This window comes from Tundrisphaera lichenicola (assembly GCF_051175385.1).
Lineage (GTDB): Bacteria > Planctomycetota > Planctomycetia > Isosphaerales > Isosphaeraceae > Tundrisphaera > Tundrisphaera lichenicola.
Genome location: NZ_CP195106.1, coordinates 2,300,696 through 2,321,205, shown reverse-complemented (window position 1 = coordinate 2,321,205; position 20,510 = coordinate 2,300,696). Strand labels below are relative to the sequence as shown.

Here is a 20,510-nt window from a genome sequence, read left to right as displayed (position 1 = left end):
TCGAGGTTTCCCGTAATCTCGACTTACTTCCAAACATCGGCCGAGGGCGGACGCCCCATTCATCCCCGTTTCGGGAGGCGTCAGAAATCGGTGGTGAGCGCCCGAGGGCCCGCCCGATCCATCATCCAGTCGAAGATCCGGTCGGGCGTGTGGCGGAGGAACGACATCCCGATCGCGGTGCTGGCGGGGAAGACGCAGTTCCTCGGCTTTCGGAGGGCGGCCCGGGCCAGGTACCGGCCGGCTTCCTCGGGTTCCATCATCTTGACCGGGTTCCGGAACGGGGTGTCGGCCGTCAGAGCGGTCCGGACGAAACCCGGGCAGGCGGTCGTGATCGTCACCCCTCGGAGTTTCAGGGCGGGTCGGAGAGCCTCCAGGTAGGCCGATAAAGCCGCCTTGGAGGCCGAATACGAGGCCATCCAGGGCATCCCCCGGAATCCCGCCACGCTGGATACCCCGACGATGTGACCCGACTTGCGCTCGATCATCCCGGGCAGGACGGCCTCGATCGACCGGGCCACGCCCACTACGTTCACCTCCAGCATCGCCCGGAGGCCGTCGAGGTCGAGGTTGGGTACCTGGGTCAGCCCGCCAATGCCCGCGCAGGCGACCAGGACGTCGATCGCGCCCAACTTCCCCTCCAACTCGCGGACCGCCGCGAGCAATCCTTCGGGATCCGTCACATCGGCCGGGGCGGAGAAGACGGTGATTCCGCGGCTCGAAAGCTCGGCCGCCGTTTCTTCGAGCGGCCCGGCGGTCCGGTCGATCAGCCCGAGCTTGCAACCCTTGGCGGCCAGAGCCAGCGCGGTGGCCCGGCCAATCCCCCGGGCGGCACCCGTCAGGAGGATGGTTGGCATGGTCATCGGACCGTCTCCCTGGCCGCAACCTCGGCCTCATCGAGCGATTCGAGGAATCCTCTCAGTGCGGCGGTGAAGGCCGATGGATTCTCTTCGGGGGCCCGATGTTGGGAGTTGGGGATTAGGACCCGTCGGCAATTCGGTAGATTCTCGACGAGATAGTCGGCCGTCGATAAAAACGGCGAGGCGTCGCCATAGAGGGCCAGGCAAGGTTGTCTGACTTCCAGGATCTTCTCGATCGTCAGGCCCGCCTCGATCTTGGTGTCGTCGCCGCAGGTGGTGTTCCCCAGCCGAAGCAGCCGGTTCATCGCGGGGAGGCCGACAGCCTGGCGGAATTGGAGCATCTTCTGACCGTCCAGGTGCATCACCTGATCGAAAAACTTGCCGATGTCGTACCAGTGCTCGCACGAGAGGTCGACGCCCGCGTCGGCCGCCTCCTTGTGGAAGGCCTGCCAGTGCCCCCATCGGCTGAGGTCTTCCAGGTGCCGGAGCGCGGGAAAGTATGGGTCGGAGAGGACGACGGCCTCCACCCGCTCAGGTGCGATCGTTGCCGCGTGCATGGCGACCACCCCGCCGAAGCTGTGCCCGACCAGTCGTGCCCGAGGGGCCTCGATCTCGTCCATCAGGGCGAGCGTGTCGGAGGCGAGGTCGGCCGAGGTGTATCCGGTCGGCGGGGCATCGCTGTAGCCGTGCCCACGGAGATCGTAGGCGGTCACTCGGTGGTTCTCGGCCAATTCGGACATTGCCTTGCAGAGGAACCAGATCGAGAGGTCGCCGGTGATCCCGTGGATCAGGATCACGTCGGGCCCCTCCCCGGCCTGCTGGATGTGCATCGTCTGGCCGTTGACCTTCAGCTTCGGCATCGCCGGTCCTCCGGGGCGCTTTCCCTGGGAAACTCGATCCTTGTCGGACTCATCCGAGCCTTCGGGCCAGGAAGTCGGCGAGTTCACCGATCGAGAGGTCGCGGTCCTCCCGACGGCCGAGGTCGGCCATCAACTCGCCGAAGGGCAGGGGCCTCCCGTAATATTCCTGGAGCGTCTCGCCCAGGACTACCGCGTCGATCGAGGCCAGCCCCAGGTCGGCGAAGAACCGGGTCTCTCGGTCGATCGTCCCGGAATACTCGCGGCCTTCGAAGTCGGACAGGATCCGGGCCAGGTCGGCGAGGATCACGGATTCGGGAACGGCGCCTGTCATCGATCGATCCTCTCGCCCAGGGTCCACGCCCAGATCCGATCACCCCGCCGCGCCGTCGTGACGCGGATCGGGAACCCCGACAGGTCGGGGCAGGACGACGCCAGGCCCCCTCGGAGTCGGACGACCAAAACACCGTCACGCCCCACCTGGACGACCTCGACTCCCGAAGGGCCGTCGATGAAACCGAGGCCGGTCGCCTTGGCCGTCGCCTCCTTGGCGCACCAGAGTCGGGCCACCCATTCGGCCCGATCCGCCCCCGACCGGCCTCCGAGCAACTCGATTTCGCCCGGCAAGAACGCCGTCGACTCGAACCCGCCCGATCGCTCGACAATCGGTTCGACATCAATCCCCAGCCTGGCCCGAGGGTCCAGGCTCGCCAGGGCGACGGCCACCCCGTCGACATGTGCGATCGAGATCGAAGGCAGATCGATCCTGCTCGGATCGAGCCTCGATCGGAGACTGGGACGTCCCAGGGAGTCGGGCTCGACGATAAGGTCGCCGGGATAGGTGGGCGGTCGGCCCTCGGCTTGCCAGAGGCGGCGTGCGGCCTCTTTAGCCGCGATCCTACCCCAGAGACGATGCGTCCTCCGCTGATCCGGCCCCCGGAGGGCGAGGTAGCTCGACCGCTCGTCCGGCCCGAGCTGGACATGTTCCAGGACGTCGCGCCAGACGGGGCGGCCCATGTCGCCGGGCGGTTCGAGCCAGACGGCCGAGAGATCCGACCGGCCTTCGACATCGAGGGGCTCTCCCAGGAACGTCCGATCGGGCTGGCGGAAGCCGTCGCGATATCGCCCGGGCCAGTGGAATCGCCAGTCTTCCCAGCCCCCGATCGACATCCAGACCCGTCCATCGGGCCGGATGATCTCGGCCTCGACCCGGACCCGGTGCCGCTCACGCTCCAGGATCGAGACCCGGCACGCGACCTCGGTCCCCTCGGGGGGAGGCTCGCCGAAGATCGCCAGTTCCTCCATCCCGAGCGGGAAGATCACGTCCCCATCGTCGGCCAGGCGATCCAGGCCCCAACCACCCAGGAGATGCGTGAAGTTGTCCAGGATGATCGGGTCGGTGAGCAAGCCCGCGGCATCCTGCCCTTCGCGGAGGAGTTCGGCGAGGGGGAGGACGCGGAGGGTACCCTCGATTCCGCCCATCGAAATCGGCCCGATTCCGACGACCGCCTGGAGCGTGGGGCCGTGGAAGAGCCATTGCTCGGCATAGATCGTTTCGCTCGTGAACCGGCAGCAAACCGGATCTTCGAGTCTGAAGGGGGAGGCAATCGGGGAGGCGGGTCGATGATCGTCGAAGACGGCCACTCCATCGAATACCGCCGCCTCGACCGGACGAGGGGCCCTTGCCAGCCCTCGGTTGTGGATCGAGACGAACACCGAACCGGGCCGATCTGGGAGGACATGAGCCCGGACTTCCAGCTCGACCGGCTCGTCCTCATAGCGAATCCACTTGTGGGCGCGGACTTCGCGGATCGCGACCAAGGTCTTGCCGGGACTCAGGCCGGCACCGACTTCTGCGAGTATCTCGGCCATCACGCTGAAGGGCAGGACCGGCAGCCCTCGCCAATCGGGGTGCAGGGCCGAGATCCGACGTCCCCCCAACGTATGATGCTCCGCCACCGGGTCGTCCGAGGCATCCAGGATAATCCGGGAGACGCATTCGACCCCTTCGACCATCGAGATCAAATCGCCCGACCAGGGGCCGGGGAGTCCCTGCCGAGGGGGATTAACGGAGGATACGCGGGAGTCCTGGCCATTGAGAGGCGACCAGGCCTCTTCGACGGGAGACGGGTGGCCGAGGAAGGCGTCCATCACCGCGCGCTGGGTTTCCAGGAAGTCATTCATCGTCTCCTGGAAGACGAGCATCGCCGAATCGACATCCGTCGTCCCGAAGTCGCGGACCTCGGCTTCCATCACGAACGGCTCGGGGTGAGCCGCTGTCGCAGTCTGGCCGGGAATCGAATCGATTTCGTCTTCCGTCGAGAGTCCGATGGGGGCACTCTCCTTTAAAGAAGGAGAGGAGGGGGAAGCTCCGGGATTTGTGGAACTCGATTTCTCGCCGGGGGCATTCCATTCGTGATGATGACCGTTCCGGCCGGGCTTCTTAGACTGCAATCGCTCTACGATTTCCCCGGAGACAGACATGGTAGGGAAGCCGATAGCCAGGGACGGCCTGGGCCGGTTCACTCGGGGTGGTTCGGTGAAATCAACGACCTCGGGCCTCCGCCTCGCATAGAGGTGGCCAGGTTCGAGGTTGACCCCCTGGGCGAACAAGGACGCGACCAGATGATTGAGTTGCAAGGTCCCCGATCGTCGGGGCATGTTGGCTGCGACGGTGAACGACGGTCGGCCTCGCAACGTATCCTCGACGAACCCGGCGAGGTTCCCCCGGGCTCCCACGTCGACGAAGATCCCGAGACCGTCCGAGTGCATCGACTCGATCGCCCGACGAAACCCGACGGCCTTCGTCCACTGCTCGACGGCGAGGCTCCGGATGGCCTCGGGGTCCTCGGGCATCCGGCTTTCGCTCGCGCAGGAGTAGATCTCGACCCTGGGACGATTCATCGCCAACTGGCCGAAGAACGACTCGATCGGGCCCATCGCGGGGGCGAATCCCGGGGTATGGTAGGCCCTGGCGAACGGGAGATCCTCGGAAGCCAGCCCGGCTTCCCGGAGTCGCCCGACGGCCACCTCGGCGGCACCGGGCTCGCCTGCCAGGACCACCTGGTGAGGGCAGTTGTCCATCGCGACCTCGACCCCATCGAGGCCGTCGAGGATCGACTCGACCCGGGCCCGATCGGCCGCCACGGCGATCAGCCGGGCCTTGGGCAGCGTGCCCGAGGATTCCAGCTTTCCGAAGACCGCGCCGAGCTCGCCGAGTCGGTCCTCGAAGGATCGGTCGACCTCGATGACCCCGGCCGCCCCCAGCGCCAGGAGTTCTCCGCTGCTGTGCCCGATCACCGCGTCGGGTCGGAGCCCGAGCCGGATCAAAAGCTGATAGAGCGCCCACTGCGCCGAGAGGACCACGTTGACCGCGACCCCGGCCGACCAGAGGGCGGGATCCTGGTCGGGCTTCCGGCCGAAGAGGTGCTCGCTCGGCCAGGTTGAGTCGCCCCCTTCTCGGGCCAGTCGGTCGGAGGTATCGAAGAGGGCGCGGACCTCGGGGAAGTGTGGGCAGAGGTCGGCCAGCATCCCCGGATATTGGGACCCCTCGCCCGGGAAGAGGAAGGCGATCCTCGGGGGTCCATGACCGACCGGCTCGCGGTAATAGGCCCCCCGGGCGTCGCGGATTGTCCGGCATTCCGGGGCGTCGAGCTTCTTCAGGGCGGCTTCGAGTCGATCGATCAACTCGTCGGCCGATTTCGCCACCAGGCCGAGCCGGGCGGGATGGTCGAGCCGGCTCGTGGCCAGGGTGTAGGCCACATCTTTGAGGGTCGCCTCGGGATGCTCCCGGAGCCACCGGAGGACCAGCCGGCACAGATCGGCCAGGGCGGGGCGATCGGGGGCGGCCAGGAGGAATGCCTCGCTATCCCATCGGAGCATGGCCCCGGGGGAGTCGGGCTCTTCCGATCCGGCATGTTCTTCAAGGATGGCGTGGGCGTTAATCCCGGCGAATCCGAAGGCGTTCACCCCCGCCCGCCGAGGGGTCGAGGGATCGCCGTGGATCCAGGGCCGGGCGGAGGGATTGAGCGTCAGGGGGCTGTCGGAGCGTTTCAGGAGCGGATGCGGATTCTCGGAGTGGATCGTGGGGGGGAGGACTCGGTGATGGATGGCCAGGGCGGTCTTGATCAGCCCGGCGATCCCGGCGGCGGGCATGGCGTGGCCGATCATCGAGGAGACCGCCCCCAGGACGCGACGACCGGGAACGGTCGGAGGGAACACGGCCCGCAAGGCACGAAGCTCGGCCAGATCGGCGGCGGGCACTCCCAGGCCGTGCCCTTCGATCAGCCCGACGCTCGAAGGGTCGATCCCGGCCGCTCGACAGGCCCGACGGATCGACCGGGCATGACCCTTGGCGCTCGGTGCGGCCAGGCCGAGCCCCCGGCCGTCGCTGGCCAGGCCGACCCCTTGAAGGACGGCGTAGATTCGGTCGCCATCCCGCTCGGCGTCGGCTCGCCGCTTGAGGACGACTACGCCCACTCCCTCTCCCGAGAGCATCCCGTCGGCCCCGGCTCCGAACGGCATCGACCGCCCCGACTTCGAGAGGGCCCCGAGCTGGCGGAAGACCATCGGGAAGTCGACGTCCGCTTCCAGATAGACCCCGCCGACCAGGGCGAGGTCGGACCGTCGTTCGACGAGCGATCGCGCGCCGAGATCGAGAGCCACAAGCGAGGAGGCACTGGCGGCGTCGACGACGTAGCTGGGCCCGGTCAAGCCGAGTCGGTTCGAGACTCGACCGGCCGTCGCATTGGTGAGCTGGCCGGGGACGGTCGCCGGTCCGAACGGGGGGAGGCTCGCCTTGAGGTCGAGCCTCAGGGCCAAACGATCGGCCTCGGACCACTCGGGGTGCAACGCCTCCAGGACGGCGAGCGTCTGGGCGACGATCCGACCGTGCTGGAGACGGGTCAGATTTCCCCGATTGAAATAGTTCCCCCGGCCGATGACCACTTCCACCTTACGTCCATCGGCCACGCCTTCGGGCAGACCGGCGTCGATCAACGCCGATCGTGCGGCGTCGAGGACGAGGAACTGCTCCGGCTCGCCGCCGTCCACGGCGTTGGGCATGATCCCGAATGAAGCGGGATCGAACTCGACCGGCTGGTCGAGGTAACCCCCCCTCCGGCAGGGGACCCGGTCGTTGGCTTCCGAGTCGGGGTCGAAGAAGACGGCTGGATCCCAGCGATCGGTCGGGACATCCGAGGTCGAGTCAACGCCGCCGAGGATGTTTTCCCAGTATTCGAAGAGGCTCCGTGCCCCCGGGAACCGGCAGGCCATTCCGACGATCGCGATGTCCAGCGGCCTTCGACGACTCATCGGGCCGATCCCGCGAGGCTCGACCGCTGGACAGGGCCGTCGAAGGTGCCGAGGGCACCCGCGGCGATCACTTCCACCTCACCCTTTCGACCTCGGGTCAGCTCGTCGATCAGGAGCGAACGGCCGGTTTCGGGCCGGATCATCCCGAGTCCCTGGGCTCCCAGGTGTTCTTCCAGGTCGGAGACCATGCCCACGCCCGACCAAGGGCCCCAGATCATCGAGACGACCCGGCCGGACCAGCGGCGATCGAGCCAGATCGCCAGCTTGTTCAGGACCTCGTTGGCCACCGCGTAATCGGACTGGCCGAGGTTGCCGAACCGCCCTGCGATTGATGAGAAAAGCGCCGCGAACCGGATCGGATCGGGCCGGAGGAGTCGGGCCAGGTTGAGCACGCCATCAATCTTGGTGCCGACCACCTGGTCGAACGACTCGAGGGTCTTGTCGCGGATGAGCTTGTCCTGGATCACACCCGCCCCGTGGATCAGGCCGACGGGATCGCCGAACTTTCGCCGCCAACGCTCCAGGATCGGACCGAGCGCGGCCGGGTCCCGGACGTCGACCGGGGCATATTCGACGGTCGCCCCTGCCGATCGGAAGGCTGCGAGGTTGGCCCGGATCTCGCGGGCACCGAGGGTCGATCGATAGGCTCGCTCCAGGTCGGCCGGCGAGACCCGACCCTTCCCCTGGCGAAGCCGGGCATGAAGGACCGCTTTGAGATCGACCGGCGAGTCGATCCGGCTGGTTTCGAGATCCTCGGATTCGCCGGGCAAGGGACTTCGACCGAGGACCAGCAACGTGGGACGCCACCGACGGGCCAATTCCGCCGTCAGGGTCGCGGTGATCCCCCGTGCCCCTCCGGTCACGAGGACCGGCTCGCCCGGGGCCAGCTCGATCTCCGGCGATCTCGCCGGCTTGAGCGGGGATGCCACGGCCTTGAGCCGGACTCGTCGGCCTCCGTCGTAGCCGACTTCGGACCAGTCGTCATCGGAGAGGATCTCGGTCAGGAGCCGATCGGCCAGCACTCGGGACTTATCCCGAGGGTCGAGGTCGACCACTCGGGAACGGACTCCGGGCCACTCGCGGGCCAGCGTCTTGACCAGTCCCGCCACCCCCCCCTGTCCCGGGAAGAAGTCGAGGTGGGTCGCGGCGGATCCGAAAGTGCCGCCCATGCCGGTCGCCGCCACGAAGGCCGCGTCGCCCTGGCGAGAGGCCCGTTCAAGGTCGGGGCCGGCGGCTTTCGCCAGCAGGAACAAACCCCGGACTTCCTCGCCCATCCGGGTAGCCCAGGCCGAGGGGTCCAGCCCGGCCCCCGGGGCCTCGCGGAGCGGGAGGAGATGGATGATTCCCGCGAGTCTACCGTTATTCCGGGCCTTCTGAAGCCATCGATCGACCCCCGATGGGGACCGGAAATCCACCAAGTCCGGCCCGGCCAGGACGACCGGGTGTCCGGCTTCTCGAAGCTCGGAGGCGACCGCCTGGGCGATCCCCCGGCCGTCGTCGGTGATGGCAACCACTCCGCCCGCCAGGAGGCCGGATCTTTCCTGCGAGATGGGGGAGGGGACCGATTCCAGGATCAGCCTCGCGACCGGCTCGGAAGTCGGGTCGAGCTGCGGGCTCGGGTCGGTCTCGGGGGCGGACTCGGTCGAATTGCCGAGCGACTCGGAAACCCGATCCACGATCGAGCCCAGGGTCTTGGCTCGCGAGAGGGCTTCCATCGTGGAAGACTCGGACCAGCCGTTGAACTCGGGGAGCGAGTCGCGGAGCGTCCCGAGGATCTCGACCCGCTTGATCGAATCGATGCCGAGGTCGGCCTCCAGGTCGAGGTCGAGCCCGAGCATCTCCGCCGGGTAGCCGGTCCGATCGCGGACGATCTCGACCAGTCGGGCGGCCACGGCCTCGCGACCCTTCGAAGGGGCGGTGTCTGCGGGAGCGGACGCTTCCTCGACGAAGATGGTCGGGGGAGCTTCGGGCTCCTTAACAGGTTCGGGCCGAGGTTCCGGCTTCGAAGCCTTCACCGGAACGGGAGCAGGTCGGCGAGCAATCCGATCGGCGATCGGGTCGGGGAGGAAATTCGGGCGCGGATCCGGTTCGGTCCGAGGTCCGACCTGACGACTCGCCAGGTAGGCCAGCATGGTGGATCGCTGGACTTCGAGGAAGGACTTCATCGTCTCCTGGAAGGCCAGGAGCACGCGGTCGTCCGCCGAGCTTCGGGCTGGCTCATCGGGGGGCCTGGATCCGGGAGGGATCGGGCGATTCATCGTCGATGGCTTGCCGTTCTTCAAGCCCCCCGGCTCGTGATAGCCGTTGGTCGTGCCATTGGTCGGGGCCGAAGCCATCGGGAGTACTCCAGGAGAAGTTAGCGGGAGGACCGGGCCTTGCCCGAGTCTTCGAGGTTCGGGCTGGTCGATCGGCCGAGCCCGGGAGCCATTGACAAGCCAGGTTGTCGCCGAGTGAGGCGCCGAACCATCGCCGATCGGGAGATATTCCAGGTCGAGGACCCTTTCGGATCGCCCATGTGCCAGCCGATCGAGCCGTACCGGCACGCCGGACGCCACCAAACGGGCCAGCATCGTCAAGAGGCCGACTAGACCCGTCTTTCCGGGGCCTTCGCAGGCGACGCTCAGATGCGGACGATCACCCAGGATCGAATTGACCAGCGATGTCAGGACCGAGCCGGGACCGACCTCGACGAAAACCCTGGCCCCGTCCTCATGCATCGCCCCGATCATCGATTCGAACTGGACAGGCGAGGCCAGGTGTTCCCCGAGCCTTCGGGAAATCTCCGAGGGGTCGCCCGGATGAGGCCTGGCGTCGAGATTCGAGTACACGGGGAGCTTCGGACGCGAACCGATCCGGGCGGCGGCGAAGTCGGCCAGCGGCCCTGAGACCGGAGCCATCCGAGCCGTATGAAACGCCCCGGCCACCGACAGGGTCCGGGCCCGATAACCGGTGCGGGTTGCACGCTCCACGGCCTCGGCGATCTGATCGAGCGGGCCGGCAATCACGGTTTGCCGAGGCCCATTCCGGTTGACGGCGACCAACCCATCGAGCCCCAGGATTAGCCGGTCGACCTCGGCCGCTCCGGTACTGATGGCGGCCATCCCGCCGGGGTCGTCACCCAGGGCTTGGGTCATCAACCTGCCCCGCTCACTTGAGAGTGCGGCAAGGTCTTCCACCCGAATCGATCCCGCGGCGTGGAGCGCGACCAGTTCCCCGTAACTATGCCCACCCACCAGGTCGGCCTCGACCCCGAGGGCTTTCAACAGTCGAAGTAGGCCGACCGACGCGGCACCCAGCGCCGGCTGGGCGGCCTCGGTCGCTTTCAGGGCGGTCTCGGCCCGCTCGCGGAAGTCCTGGTCGAAGCCTCCGGGCGGGAAGATCAGCGGACCGACCTTCGATCGACCTGCGCGATTGAGAGCCGTGTCGAAGTCATCGAATGCCTGGCAGATCTCGAAAAACGCGACCGCAAGCTCTCCCAGCATTCCGACCGACTGCGAGCCCTGTCCGGGGAAGAGGAAGGCCACCGGGCTCCCATGATAAGCGGGCGACCGCTCATAGAAGACTCCCCGAGGATCTTCGAGCCGGGCCGAACCCGAGTGGATCGCGTCCCGGGCGGATCGGAGCTTCGCCCGGAGATCCTCGACCGATCCGGCGACGATGGCCAGCGTCGAACCTGCCGCAGACCTGGGCGGGTTGGCAAGCTGGACGGCCCGGGCCAGGTCTCGGAGGGCCGGACTCGCCCCTCGGTCCATCGCTCCGGTCAAGTCATCAATCTGTTCGAGTAGTCGAGCGGGGTCGTCAAGCCGCCAGGCGAATAACTCGGCAGGCCAGTCGCGTATCGGTGCGGTCGGGATCGCCGAAGGGCCTTCATAGGCTTCGAGGACCGCGTGAAAGTTTGTTCCCCCGAAACCGAAGGCGCTGACGCCCGCTCGCCGAGGGTGGTCAGGGTCGTCGTGGATCCAGGGCCGGGTCTCGGTCGAGACGCGGAATGGACCATCGAAGAGGTCGGCCTTGGGGTTCGGGACCTCCACCCCGATCGTGGGGGGGAGAACCTTGTGATGAAGGGCGAGCGACGCGTTAATCAAGCCGGCCAGGCCCGCCGCGCATTTGGTGTGGCCGATCATCGACTTGACCGATCCGATCGCGACCGAGGAAGCGGGGACGCCCGATTCCCGATAAACTTCGGAGAGCGCGTTGACCTCGACCACGTCGCCGACCGCCGTTCCGGTCCCGTGAGCCTCCACATAACCGACGGTCGAGGGGGACACGCCCGCCTTTTCATAAGCCCGACGGACCGCGCGAACCTGGCCCGTCGAGCTCGGAGCGGTCAGACCACGAGCCCGGCCGTCGCTGGAAGCCCCTAACCCTTTGATAACCGAGTAGATCCGGTCGCCATCCCGTTCGGCGTCACTCAGACGCTTCAGGACCAGGACCGCCACCCCTTCGCTGATCACGATCCCGTCGGCCGAGGCGTCGAATGGTCGGCAACGGCCCCGAGGTGAGAAGGCCTGGGTCTTGCTGAAGGCCAGATAAGTGAAGGGGTTCTGGACCGTGTCGGCCCCGCCCAGGAGCACCACGTCGGCCGAACCCGTCTCCAACTCGCGAACGGCCAGGTTGGCAGCGGCCAGCGACGATCCGCAGGCGGCGTCGACCGTGTAGTTGGCCCCCCCGAGGTCGAACCGATTCGCCACACGACCCGCCGCCACGTTCAGTAGGAAGCCCGGAAACGAATCTTCGGTCCACTCGGGAAGCAGCCCTTCGCATGCCGTCAGAGCATCGCGACCGGCTCCGGGGCGGACCGTGTCGAGCATCGGCAGGTACGATCGAAAGGCGTATCCCATCGCGACCTGGGCCGCGCCTCCGCCCATCCCCAGGACCACGGCGGTCCGCTCGCGATCGAATGGGCGATCGGTGTAACCCGCGTCCTCGATGGCCGATCGGGTCGCTTCCAGGAGCAAGAGCTGGACGGGCTCGATCGAGGGGAGGCTCGACGGCGGCATCCCGTAGCGGAGCGGGTCGAAGGGGATGTCGGGCAGGAAACCGCCCCACTTCGAGATAATCTTGTCGGGGGCCTTGGGGTCGGAGTCGTAGTAGAGCCGCCAGTCCCATCGATCCGCCGGGACCTCGGTGATCGCGTTGAACCCCCGGAGCGTGTGCTCCCAGAAGGTTCGAACGTCCTCCGCCCCGGGCATGATGGCCGACATTCCGACAATCGCCACGTCGGACGGACTCGGATCATCCCTCCAATTGCGATGAACCATGTTAGTCGAGGGCTCTTGAGTTTCTGGGCGTCTCATGTCGCACAAAAGCTCCCGACAGAGGACTTTGCGTCCGGACCTCTGCCCTTCGATTTCGATCTCACCCCAAACTTCGCCAGGCTCGATCACCTTGGCTTGGCCGTCAATCGAGCGGGGATTACAGACCCAAGACGGCCTGTATCCACCAGGAACGGATGGCTGGAATCGGAAGCCAAATTGTCGGATCGACTCCGACGTTCCCTAAAGTTTAGCACCAAATTCACGCTCGATTGTTTCGTATGGCGAAATTGGGGATATTGGGGGGAAGGGACACTTGTGCCGGGCTGTATGAAGGAGCGATTGCACATCGCTCCATTTATCGGGCAAACAGGGGCGAGGTGGTCAGTAATCACTCGCGAGATTGGGACTTCTGCAATTCGCGACGGAGCTGGCGAATCTGGTCTTGGGCGATCAGGCTGATTTTAGAACGGAGGATCGGGTTTCCCTGGAACCAGTCCCGGGGCTCGACGAAGGCGAAATGGGCCTCGACGAATAGCACGCCGGGCTCGGATACCAGTCGAGTGACTTTCACATAGCTGATCGCCCCTGTGTAAGGATGAATCGGCCCCTCGATTTCATCATTCCCTTTCTTCGCCAGGGTCCTCCAATGGTTGGAAGTCGCTCCTTCGCCACTGAACGCGGGTTCTGTTCGGGCGGCAACCAGGAGTGATTCGGGGGTCCGGGTAGCTACGACCCGGTCGGTCGCCACAACCTCGATCCGGTCCAGGAGACGGCCGGTCAGGTGGGTGAACCATTCCGATCGGCCTTCGAGCGGATCGAGGGGCTTAATGCCCCGCTCCCTCAGGTCGGGATCGGTGAGAATCCTGGACTCGAATCTCATGTTGCCGGCCTCGATCGCCTTCTGGTCTCCCGCGCGAGCGGCACTATCCAGGTCGACGTCCTCCAATCGCGCGTGGACGACGAACCAGAGATCGGCGACTCGGATGATCGCGTCTTCGGTCTTCACGTCGCGGGTCTTGAGGATGAATGGGGCGGTCACCGAGTCGCGGAGCATCTCGCGAGCGGGCCGATCTCCCCCGGCTACATCCCTGAGCGCGGCCAGTCCCGCCTCGGCCGGCTGACCATCCGGCAGGCTCGGTTCGGGAAGGACGAGCTTCTCGGTCCCGACCGACAGACCCTGGGTGCGCAACTCGTGATAGAGCGGGTTCGAGTCCGGTCGTTCGTCGGTCAGGGACAACAGGGCAAGGATCAGGATGGTCGGGATATAGGGCATGAGCTCGTTTTCCGGATCGGGGCGGTTCCGGGGAAAGTTCACTCCCGGAAGGGTCGATCATAAGGATTAGTACGGCTTTGTAAGCGTGGGGTTCGAAAAGGTGGGAGTCACGATCACGATGAAATTCCACCGCAAGAATCGCGCCATGGTCGGGGCTTTGTTGCTGGTCGGCCTATCGGGCTGCCATCAATTTCCCTTCACGGGCCGATTTCGGGCCGACGCCAAGGTCGACGCCGATGCCCGGGTCGTGGCCGACGCGGCGGTCCGGGGTTCGATCGAGGTCAAGGTGGCCACGGCGCCCGATCCCGGCCCGATGACGGCGGTCGTGGTCCGTCCCTCGCATTCGGGCTCGAACGGGCTAAGGATCGGACTGATCGACGTCGATGGGCTCCTGGTGAATCAGAACCTCACCGGCTTATATTCGGTCGGAGAGAATCCGGTCTCCTCGTTTCGCGAGAAGCTGGAGGCCGCCGCGAATGATCCCGGGGTCCGGGCCCTGGTGGTCCGGATCAACAGCCCGGGGGGTGGAGTGACCGCTTCGGACATCATGGCTGATGAACTCCGGAGATTCCGCGAGGAGTCGGGCAAGCCGGTCGTCTGTTGTTTGATGGACGTGGCGACCTCCGGGGCCTATTATCTGGCCGTCGGCGGCGACCGTGTCGTGGGTCTACCGACCGGCCTGACCGGCTCGATTGGCGCGCTCATCAATCATTACAATCTCCAGGATGCCATGGCCCAGCTCAACCTGTCGTCTGATCCGATCAAGTCGGGCGACAAGCTCGATATGGGGAGCGTGACAGCCCCGCTCGACGAGGAGACTCGGGAACTCCTGCAAGAACTGTCCGACGGATTTCGCACCCGCTTCCGCGATCGGGTGGCCTCGCGACGGCCCGCGATCACGGCAGTCGACTGGAAGACGATCGACGACGGCCGGGTCGTCTCGAATCCCAAGGCCCTGGCCTTTCACATGATCGACCAGCTCGGTTACGTCCATGAAGCCATCGCCGAGGCCGAGCGTCTGGGTCAGGCCCCGGGATCCGAGGTCGTGATCTTCCAACGCCCGGGGTATCCGACCCGATCGATCTACTCGATCACGCCCAACGCCCCGATCCAGGGAGACATCGTACCGTTCAGCTATCCAGGGCTCGACCGGAGCAAGGCCCCGACCTTCCTCTACCTCTGGCAACCCGACCCCACCATCTTCCGACAGGCCGGACGTTGACCGGCATCCGAGAGGCCGACTGGCCGGTCCTCGTCACGGGAGCCTCTGGTTTCGTCGGGGGACACATCGCCCGAGGACTGGCCCGCGCCGGCCATCCGGTAAGGGCGCTCTATCGTCGAGAACCTCGGATCGACCCAGGTGATCCTCCGATCGAATGGATGGAGGGGGACCTCCGCAATCCGCTCGATCGCCATCGGGCGTTGATTGGGGTCCGAGGCGTGATCCACTCGGCGAGCTGGGTCTCGCTCGGGTCCGATCCGGGCTCGGTCGGGCAGGAGGTGAACGTCGATGCAACTCGTGGCCTGATCGAAGATTCGGTCGCTTCCGGCGTCGAGCGGTTGGTCTATACCTCGACCCTCCACACTCTTGCGACAGGGACCCCCGACTCGCCCGCCGACGAGGGGACTTCGTGGAACCTCGAAAGCGTCCGATCCCCTTATGAACGGACCAAGCGCGAGGCCGAGTCCTGGGTCCTCGATGGTTTGGGAGGCCGGCTGTCGACAATCGCCCTTTGCCCGGGGATGGTCATCGGTCCTCGCGACCCCAAGCCCACCTCGACGAGCGTCCTCCTGGTCATGGCCCGATCCCCGATTGCCTTCCTACCCGGGGGTGGGATTCCGGTCCTCGACGCTTCGGTGGCTGCGCTGGCTCATCGGAGGGCTCTCTGGCTGGGCGAGCCCGGACGTCGATATGCCCTGGTTGGACCATATCTAAGCTACGCCGAGATCGCGAGACTGGTCGGTCGAATCGTCGGTCAGCCCCACGCCGTCCTGACCATTCCCGACCTCGTCCAGTGGCCTATCGTCCGGCTGGCTGGCGGGTTCGATCGGTTGACCGGCGGTCGGAGGATCGAGGTCTCGCGGGCCGCAATCGCGGGAGGTTTTCTCCGGCTCCATGTCCGGGGAGATCTGGCCGACTCCACTTTCGGCCTCCACCACCCGCCCCCCATCGAGTCGATCTGCCGGGCTCTGGCGGACGCGAAGCGGTCGGGGCTCGCCCCCTGGCTCAAGATTCGGTCGACCTTCGGAGATGACGCTCAGGAACCTGGCGGACCATCGACGGAGGAGTCGGAGACACAATTCCCGCCGCGGGCCTTGGATCGATAAAGCTCGCGGTCGGCGAGCGATCGGAGGTCGATTCGGGTTCGATCGGGCCCGGCGACCGAGGCGATTCCGAAGCTCGCTGTGATCGGGCTAAGTGGCCAGAGGTATTGTTCGACCCCCGATCGAAGGGCTTCCGCGATCGACCGGGCCTTCACCGAATCGGTGTCAATCAGGATGGCGAATTCGTCGCCGCCGAGTCGATGTGACAGGGCTGCGACGTCGGGTTGGGATCGAAGGATCGAGCCGAACGCCTTCAAGGCTTCATCGCCCGCCGGATGGCCGTGGGTGTCGTTATAGAACTTGAACTGGTCGAGATCGATCAGGATCAATGAGACGGGATCCGGATCCTCGTCTCGAGAGGCGAGTTCGAGTCGATCGCGGAAGATCCGGTCGTTACCCAGGCCGGTCAGATCGTCGGTCCAGGACTGTTGCGAGAAGTAATAGATCGCCTGGTCGAGGCGAATGGCCCATCGGGACCAGGAGAGGCCGATGATGAGCGTCCAGAACCCCGAGACGAACGCAGAGGCACCGGCCCCGAGGTAGTGGGCGGCCAGGTAGGTCGAGCCGATCCCGAGGATCGGCCAGACCCCCTTCATCGGCTCCCGTTCGATTACTCGCCGGAACCCTTCGAGCGAAGGAGGAGGCGACAGCATGGGCCGGCTCGGCTTCTCGGGGGTCGGGTTCAAAGGCTCTTCAGGTAGGCGATCAGGTCATCGAGTTCCGATTCGGAGATCTCGCTTCCGCCCAGTGCCTCGGGAGCATGGTCTCCGGTCAGGGTCTCGCGGAGGGTTTTCGCTCGACCGTCGTGGAGGTAGGGGTCCTTGTCGTAAACACCACGGAGGGAGGGAGGGTTATGCCCCTCGTAGACGTCCCCTCGCTCGTTGAGCCCCACGTCGTGACGCTTGCCATCGGTGAACTCCGGCCCCGAATGGCACGAGTTGCAATTGGCCTTGTTCGACCGGAACAGGGCCTCTCCGCGCTTCGCCGCCGGGGAAAGCCCACCGTCGGCTTCTCGGTTAGGGTTCCTGGGATAATCCAGGGTAGCGAGGTAAGTCACCAGGGCATTGACTTCGTCCTGGGAAGGCTTCTTGCCTTGCATGCTCTTGGTGAACGACTCGACCATCGCGTCGTTGAGATCGGTCTGCCAGCCATGCCAGGTCCAGGGCCCGGTCTGGGCGACTCGCCGGAGTGTCGGGGCCTTCTTACGGCTCCGGGTGTGTGAGGACGAATTGTCGTGCCAGCCGTCGTTCATCGTGTCGTAGTCGAGCCCATTGGTGTGGCCGTCGCTGTGGCAGGTGTTGCAGCTATACCAGTTGTTGGCCGATCGGAACGCATCGTAGAAGAGGGCCTCGCCACGACGTGCGAGCGAAGGGGTCGACGGGCCTCCCAGCTCGATCGTCCGTTCGATTCGGGCCGATCCGGTGTCGATCACCTGGATTGCGTTTTCCAGGTAATTCGCCGCGTAGAGCGTCCGACCGTCGGGAGCGAAGGCCAACTCGGTCGGACGACCCCCCAATTCGACCCGGCGGAAACGCTCGCCATCCTGGAGCAACTCGATCGCGATCACGTCGCGACCAACACCGCGCTTCCAGGGCAAGGGTTCCGAGTCCTCGCGGAAAAGCATGACCTCGTGAGTCCCCCCGCATCCTACGGCGAAGAGCTTGCCTTTCTCACCGATGGCCAGTCCATGGGCATCTCCAGCCGCCCGGCCTCGCGGGTCCAGGGAAATGTTCTCCGCCGGTTCGGAGCCGTCGAGCGCGACCCGGAAGAGTCGTTGGCCGAGGACCCATCCCTCGTCGATGTTACGGAAGGTGGTGGCAAAACCCCGATTGTGCATCGCGGAGAAGTAGGCGTATTTGCCGTCGGGCCCGACTTCCAACTGCCGGAGATTGTCGCCCAGATGGGGGATGGTCCGGATCACCTCGAACCGGCCGAGATCGACGACCGAGATCGAATGGCCGCGATTGTTCGCGACCACCAGCCGAGATCCGTCCGGGGTGAGGGCCAGGCTCCTCGGTTCCCGTCCTACGGACAAACGACCGCTAACCTTCGTCCCTGCTAGATCGACCCGCACGACCTCATCGCTGGCCCCCACGGCGACGAACGCCGATTTCCCGTCTCTCGAGATCACCACGCCACGAGGTTCCGGCCCGACCTCAACCTTACCAATCACCTCGACTTTGCTATCTTCAAGCCTGAGGATGGCCAGGTCATAACCATACCAGTGAGCAACCACTCCGGTCCGTCCGTCGGGCGAGATGGCCACGCCCGCAGGTCGATCCCCCGTCTTCACCTCGTCGAGGACTCGCCCGTCCGACGGATCGATCCAGGAAACAGAACCCGAAGTTTGGTTGGCGATCAGGAGTCGGTGGCCGTCCGAGCGAATTGCCAGAGCGATCGGGGAGCGATCCGGCTCTTCGTCGGCCCTGGTTTCGATCTCACAGGCGAAGAAAACGCTCATCGAGAGCAAGATGAGGTGGGTCGTGCGATGAATCATGGCCGATGCGGCTCCTGGGCAGGCGGGATCGGGCCGGGCGGTGGGCGTTCGTCCAGGCTTCAGGCGGGTCTCTCGCGAAAGTATTACGAACAGGATAGGAGTTGCGACCGATACCGGCAAGCGTATTCATCCCGAAGCCGAATGACCGATTCCGCGAATATCTGACCCCAGAGTCCCATCCGGCAAACTCCTTTTCGCTGGAGATTTTAAAGAGCCCAGGAATACCCACGAGATTTCCGGAAAGTCAAAGACCCAGTTATCGGTCCCAGTCCGAGCCCAAATGGTAATTTGAGCTAACAAGGGAACGCGCCCGGATTTCGGAACGTCCAAGTAGCGGAAACATTGGCGGATCAATCCGAATTCGCAAATGTTCCCACGCCATGTTAAACTGCATAGGCTGGGAGAGCCAGCGAAGCTTCCGCGAGACTTGACACTCGTTAGTTAGCGGGTTAACTTGAAACCATTCGATCGAACATTCGTTGTCTCGATTGCCGGAGCGTTGCCGGATCGGGTAGCGTTCGAGTCGATTTCCTGGGATGGCGGTGCCGTCTACACTTCGGGGGGGCCTTTCGTGCCGCCCCGATCTGTGATATTCAACTCCAATTCGAGCCAATCACCCACGACCGATCCACCCGCCAGCCACCCGGCGTTGGGGATCCAACCCAAAGGTTCTCGAACATGTCCCAAGCGTTCGCGCCGAGGATGCCGCGGGGTCTCTCGTGGGTCTGGACGGTGATCGCGACGATCATCTCGATGATCGGTACCGTATCACTGGCCATCGCTCAGGACCCCGGTTCGGCGAAGCCCGACGAGGCCAAGTCCTCCCTCGAAGAAGTCGTGAGGCCTAGTGCCGAGATCTTCCTCGATCCGATTGCCAAGGAGGCCTTGGCCAAGATCGAACCGATCAATTACGTCGGCCAGCCGATTCGACTGGGGGCCGGGGGAGCGGATACGTCCAAGATCACCGCGATGGCGACCGGTGCCATGGCCGTCGATCCGGCCTTCCTGCGACGGTATGTTGAATTCTTCGCGACCGAGTTGACCAAGCGCGACTATATCAATGCGCTGACTAATCCTTCGGGCAAGAATCAGACGAACGTCGCACGTGGTCTAGAGAATGCCGTCGACGCCCTCAAGGACCCGATGGTCCGGGCTCGGGCGACCAATCAGACCAATTTCCTCGCGGCTTACAGTCGGGCCCTATTCGACTCGTCGCTCGTCAAGATTCTCGACAACAACCTGTACTCGAGAATCGACGCGATGATCATCCTGGGTGACTCCGGGAGCACCGCCTCAAATGCCCTCGACCTCTACACCGAACAGGTCAAGAAGACGGATCAGGTCGTCTGGGTCAAGATGTGGGCGGCTCGGGGCCTGACCAATGCGGCCCAACAGGGCCGGGTGAATCTGGATGCCAACAAGACGATCGAGGCGACCGACGCTCTGATTGCTCTCCTTGATAGCGATCCCAAGCTTCCCTGGCCGGTCCAGATGAGGGCCCTGGAAGCCCTGGGTTCGCTCCGACTGGCTTACAGCAAGGTCCGAAAGCCGATCGACGCCGCCTCGGTGGCGATGCGGTTCCTGTCCGATCGGGATGCTCGGCCGGAAGTCCGTGCCTGGGCCGCCTGGGCCCTGGGGGTGATGAGGTATCCCCCTCAGATTTCCCCGATGAATTTCGAGTTGCTCGGTCAGGAGATCGGCGAACTTGCCGTTAATCTGGGGCAGAGGATCGTCAACCAGTTCGACACGAACGCCGACAACTTTGATCGGAGCAAGGACCGAGCCGGTCAGTTGACCAGCCTCTTGATTTTCCAGGTATTTCCGGCCCTGTCCGGTCAGGAAGGAATCTCCGACTCGGGGATCCTTCGCTCCACCCATCCGGGGCTGGCCTCAGCCAAGGGCTTCTTGACGCAGGTCGAGAATAACATCAAGGAAGTGGCCCGCGAGTCCTATGAGCTAATACGCGCGGGAGGCGTTGCCCAGAAGACGAAGCGCGATGACCTTGAAGCGAAGGTGGCCAGCCTGAAAAGTCAGATCTCCCAGGCGAATCCCAAAACTCGTCGGCTCATTCCCGACGGTCCGGAGTTCCCCCCGCACACGGCCCAGGTGGCCGGCGCTGGCGGCCCTTGA

The 20,510-nt window shown here is 65.2% G+C and carries 11 protein-coding genes; 3 read left to right on the top strand and 8 right to left on the bottom strand.

The features are described 5' to 3' along the window. Positions 1–80: 80 nt before the first annotated feature. From P12x_RS09105 to P12x_RS09080, 6 genes are all read right to left on the bottom strand, one after another. Positions 81–860: an SDR family NAD(P)-dependent oxidoreductase gene (locus tag P12x_RS09105; protein WP_435010548.1), complete on the bottom strand. Its 780-nt coding sequence runs from the start codon at positions 858–860 to the stop codon at positions 81–83. Next, on the bottom strand, positions 857–1,717 hold the full coding sequence (locus P12x_RS09100; protein WP_435010547.1) for an alpha/beta hydrolase: 861 nt from the start codon (positions 1,715–1,717) through the stop codon (positions 857–859). Before P12x_RS09100 ends, P12x_RS09105 begins: the two co-directional genes overlap by 4 nt. A 49-nt stretch (positions 1,718–1,766) precedes the next feature. Further along, a complete protein-coding gene (locus P12x_RS09095) occupies positions 1,767–2,048 on the bottom strand; it encodes an acyl carrier protein (protein ID WP_435010546.1) in 282 nt (93 codons plus the stop codon). Then, a complete protein-coding gene (locus tag P12x_RS09090) occupies positions 2,045–7,027 on the bottom strand; it encodes a beta-ketoacyl synthase N-terminal-like domain-containing protein (protein ID WP_435010545.1) in 4,983 nt (1,660 codons plus the stop codon). Before P12x_RS09090 ends, P12x_RS09095 begins: the two co-directional genes overlap by 4 nt. Beyond that, a complete protein-coding gene (locus tag P12x_RS09085; protein ID WP_435010544.1) occupies positions 7,024–12,246 on the bottom strand; it encodes a type I polyketide synthase in 5,223 nt (1,740 codons plus the stop codon). The genes P12x_RS09090 and P12x_RS09085 overlap by 4 nt, the downstream gene beginning before the upstream one ends. A gap of 427 nt (positions 12,247–12,673) precedes the next feature. After that, on the bottom strand, positions 12,674–13,558 hold the full coding sequence (locus P12x_RS09080; RefSeq protein WP_435010543.1) for a hypothetical protein: 885 nt from the start codon (positions 13,556–13,558) through the stop codon (positions 12,674–12,676). A 118-nt stretch (positions 13,559–13,676) separates the two neighbouring features. Between P12x_RS09080 and P12x_RS09075 the strand changes: the two genes are divergently transcribed. Both P12x_RS09075 and P12x_RS09070 read left to right on the top strand, forming a co-directional pair. Continuing rightward, positions 13,677–14,780: a S49 family peptidase gene (locus P12x_RS09075; RefSeq protein WP_435010542.1), complete on the top strand. Its 1,104-nt coding sequence runs from the start codon at positions 13,677–13,679 to the stop codon at positions 14,778–14,780. After that, the gene (locus P12x_RS09070) at positions 14,777–15,886 is read left to right on the top strand and encodes an NAD-dependent epimerase/dehydratase family protein (protein ID WP_435010541.1); all 1,110 of its coding nucleotides are present in this window, start codon (positions 14,777–14,779) and stop codon (positions 15,884–15,886) included. Before P12x_RS09075 ends, P12x_RS09070 begins: the two co-directional genes overlap by 4 nt. Here the strand turns inward: P12x_RS09070 and P12x_RS09065 are convergent. Both P12x_RS09065 and P12x_RS09060 read right to left on the bottom strand, forming a co-directional pair. Next, positions 15,817–16,536 carry a GGDEF domain-containing protein gene (locus P12x_RS09065; RefSeq protein ID WP_435010540.1) on the bottom strand — a complete coding sequence of 240 codons (720 nt, stop codon included), beginning with the start codon at positions 16,534–16,536 and terminating at the stop codon, positions 15,817–15,819. The two genes, P12x_RS09070 and P12x_RS09065, sit on opposite strands and share 70 nt — an antisense overlap. 29 nt (positions 16,537–16,565) lie before the next feature. Then, entirely contained in the window at positions 16,566–18,380 is a 1,815-nt protein-coding gene (locus P12x_RS09060; RefSeq protein ID WP_435010539.1) for a cytochrome c peroxidase, read from the bottom strand. 678 nt (positions 18,381–19,058) lie between these two features. On the opposite strand from P12x_RS09060, the gene P12x_RS09055 reads away from it, so the two are divergent. Further along, positions 19,059–20,510: a HEAT repeat domain-containing protein gene (locus P12x_RS09055; protein WP_435010538.1), complete on the top strand. Its 1,452-nt coding sequence runs from the start codon at positions 19,059–19,061 to the stop codon at positions 20,508–20,510.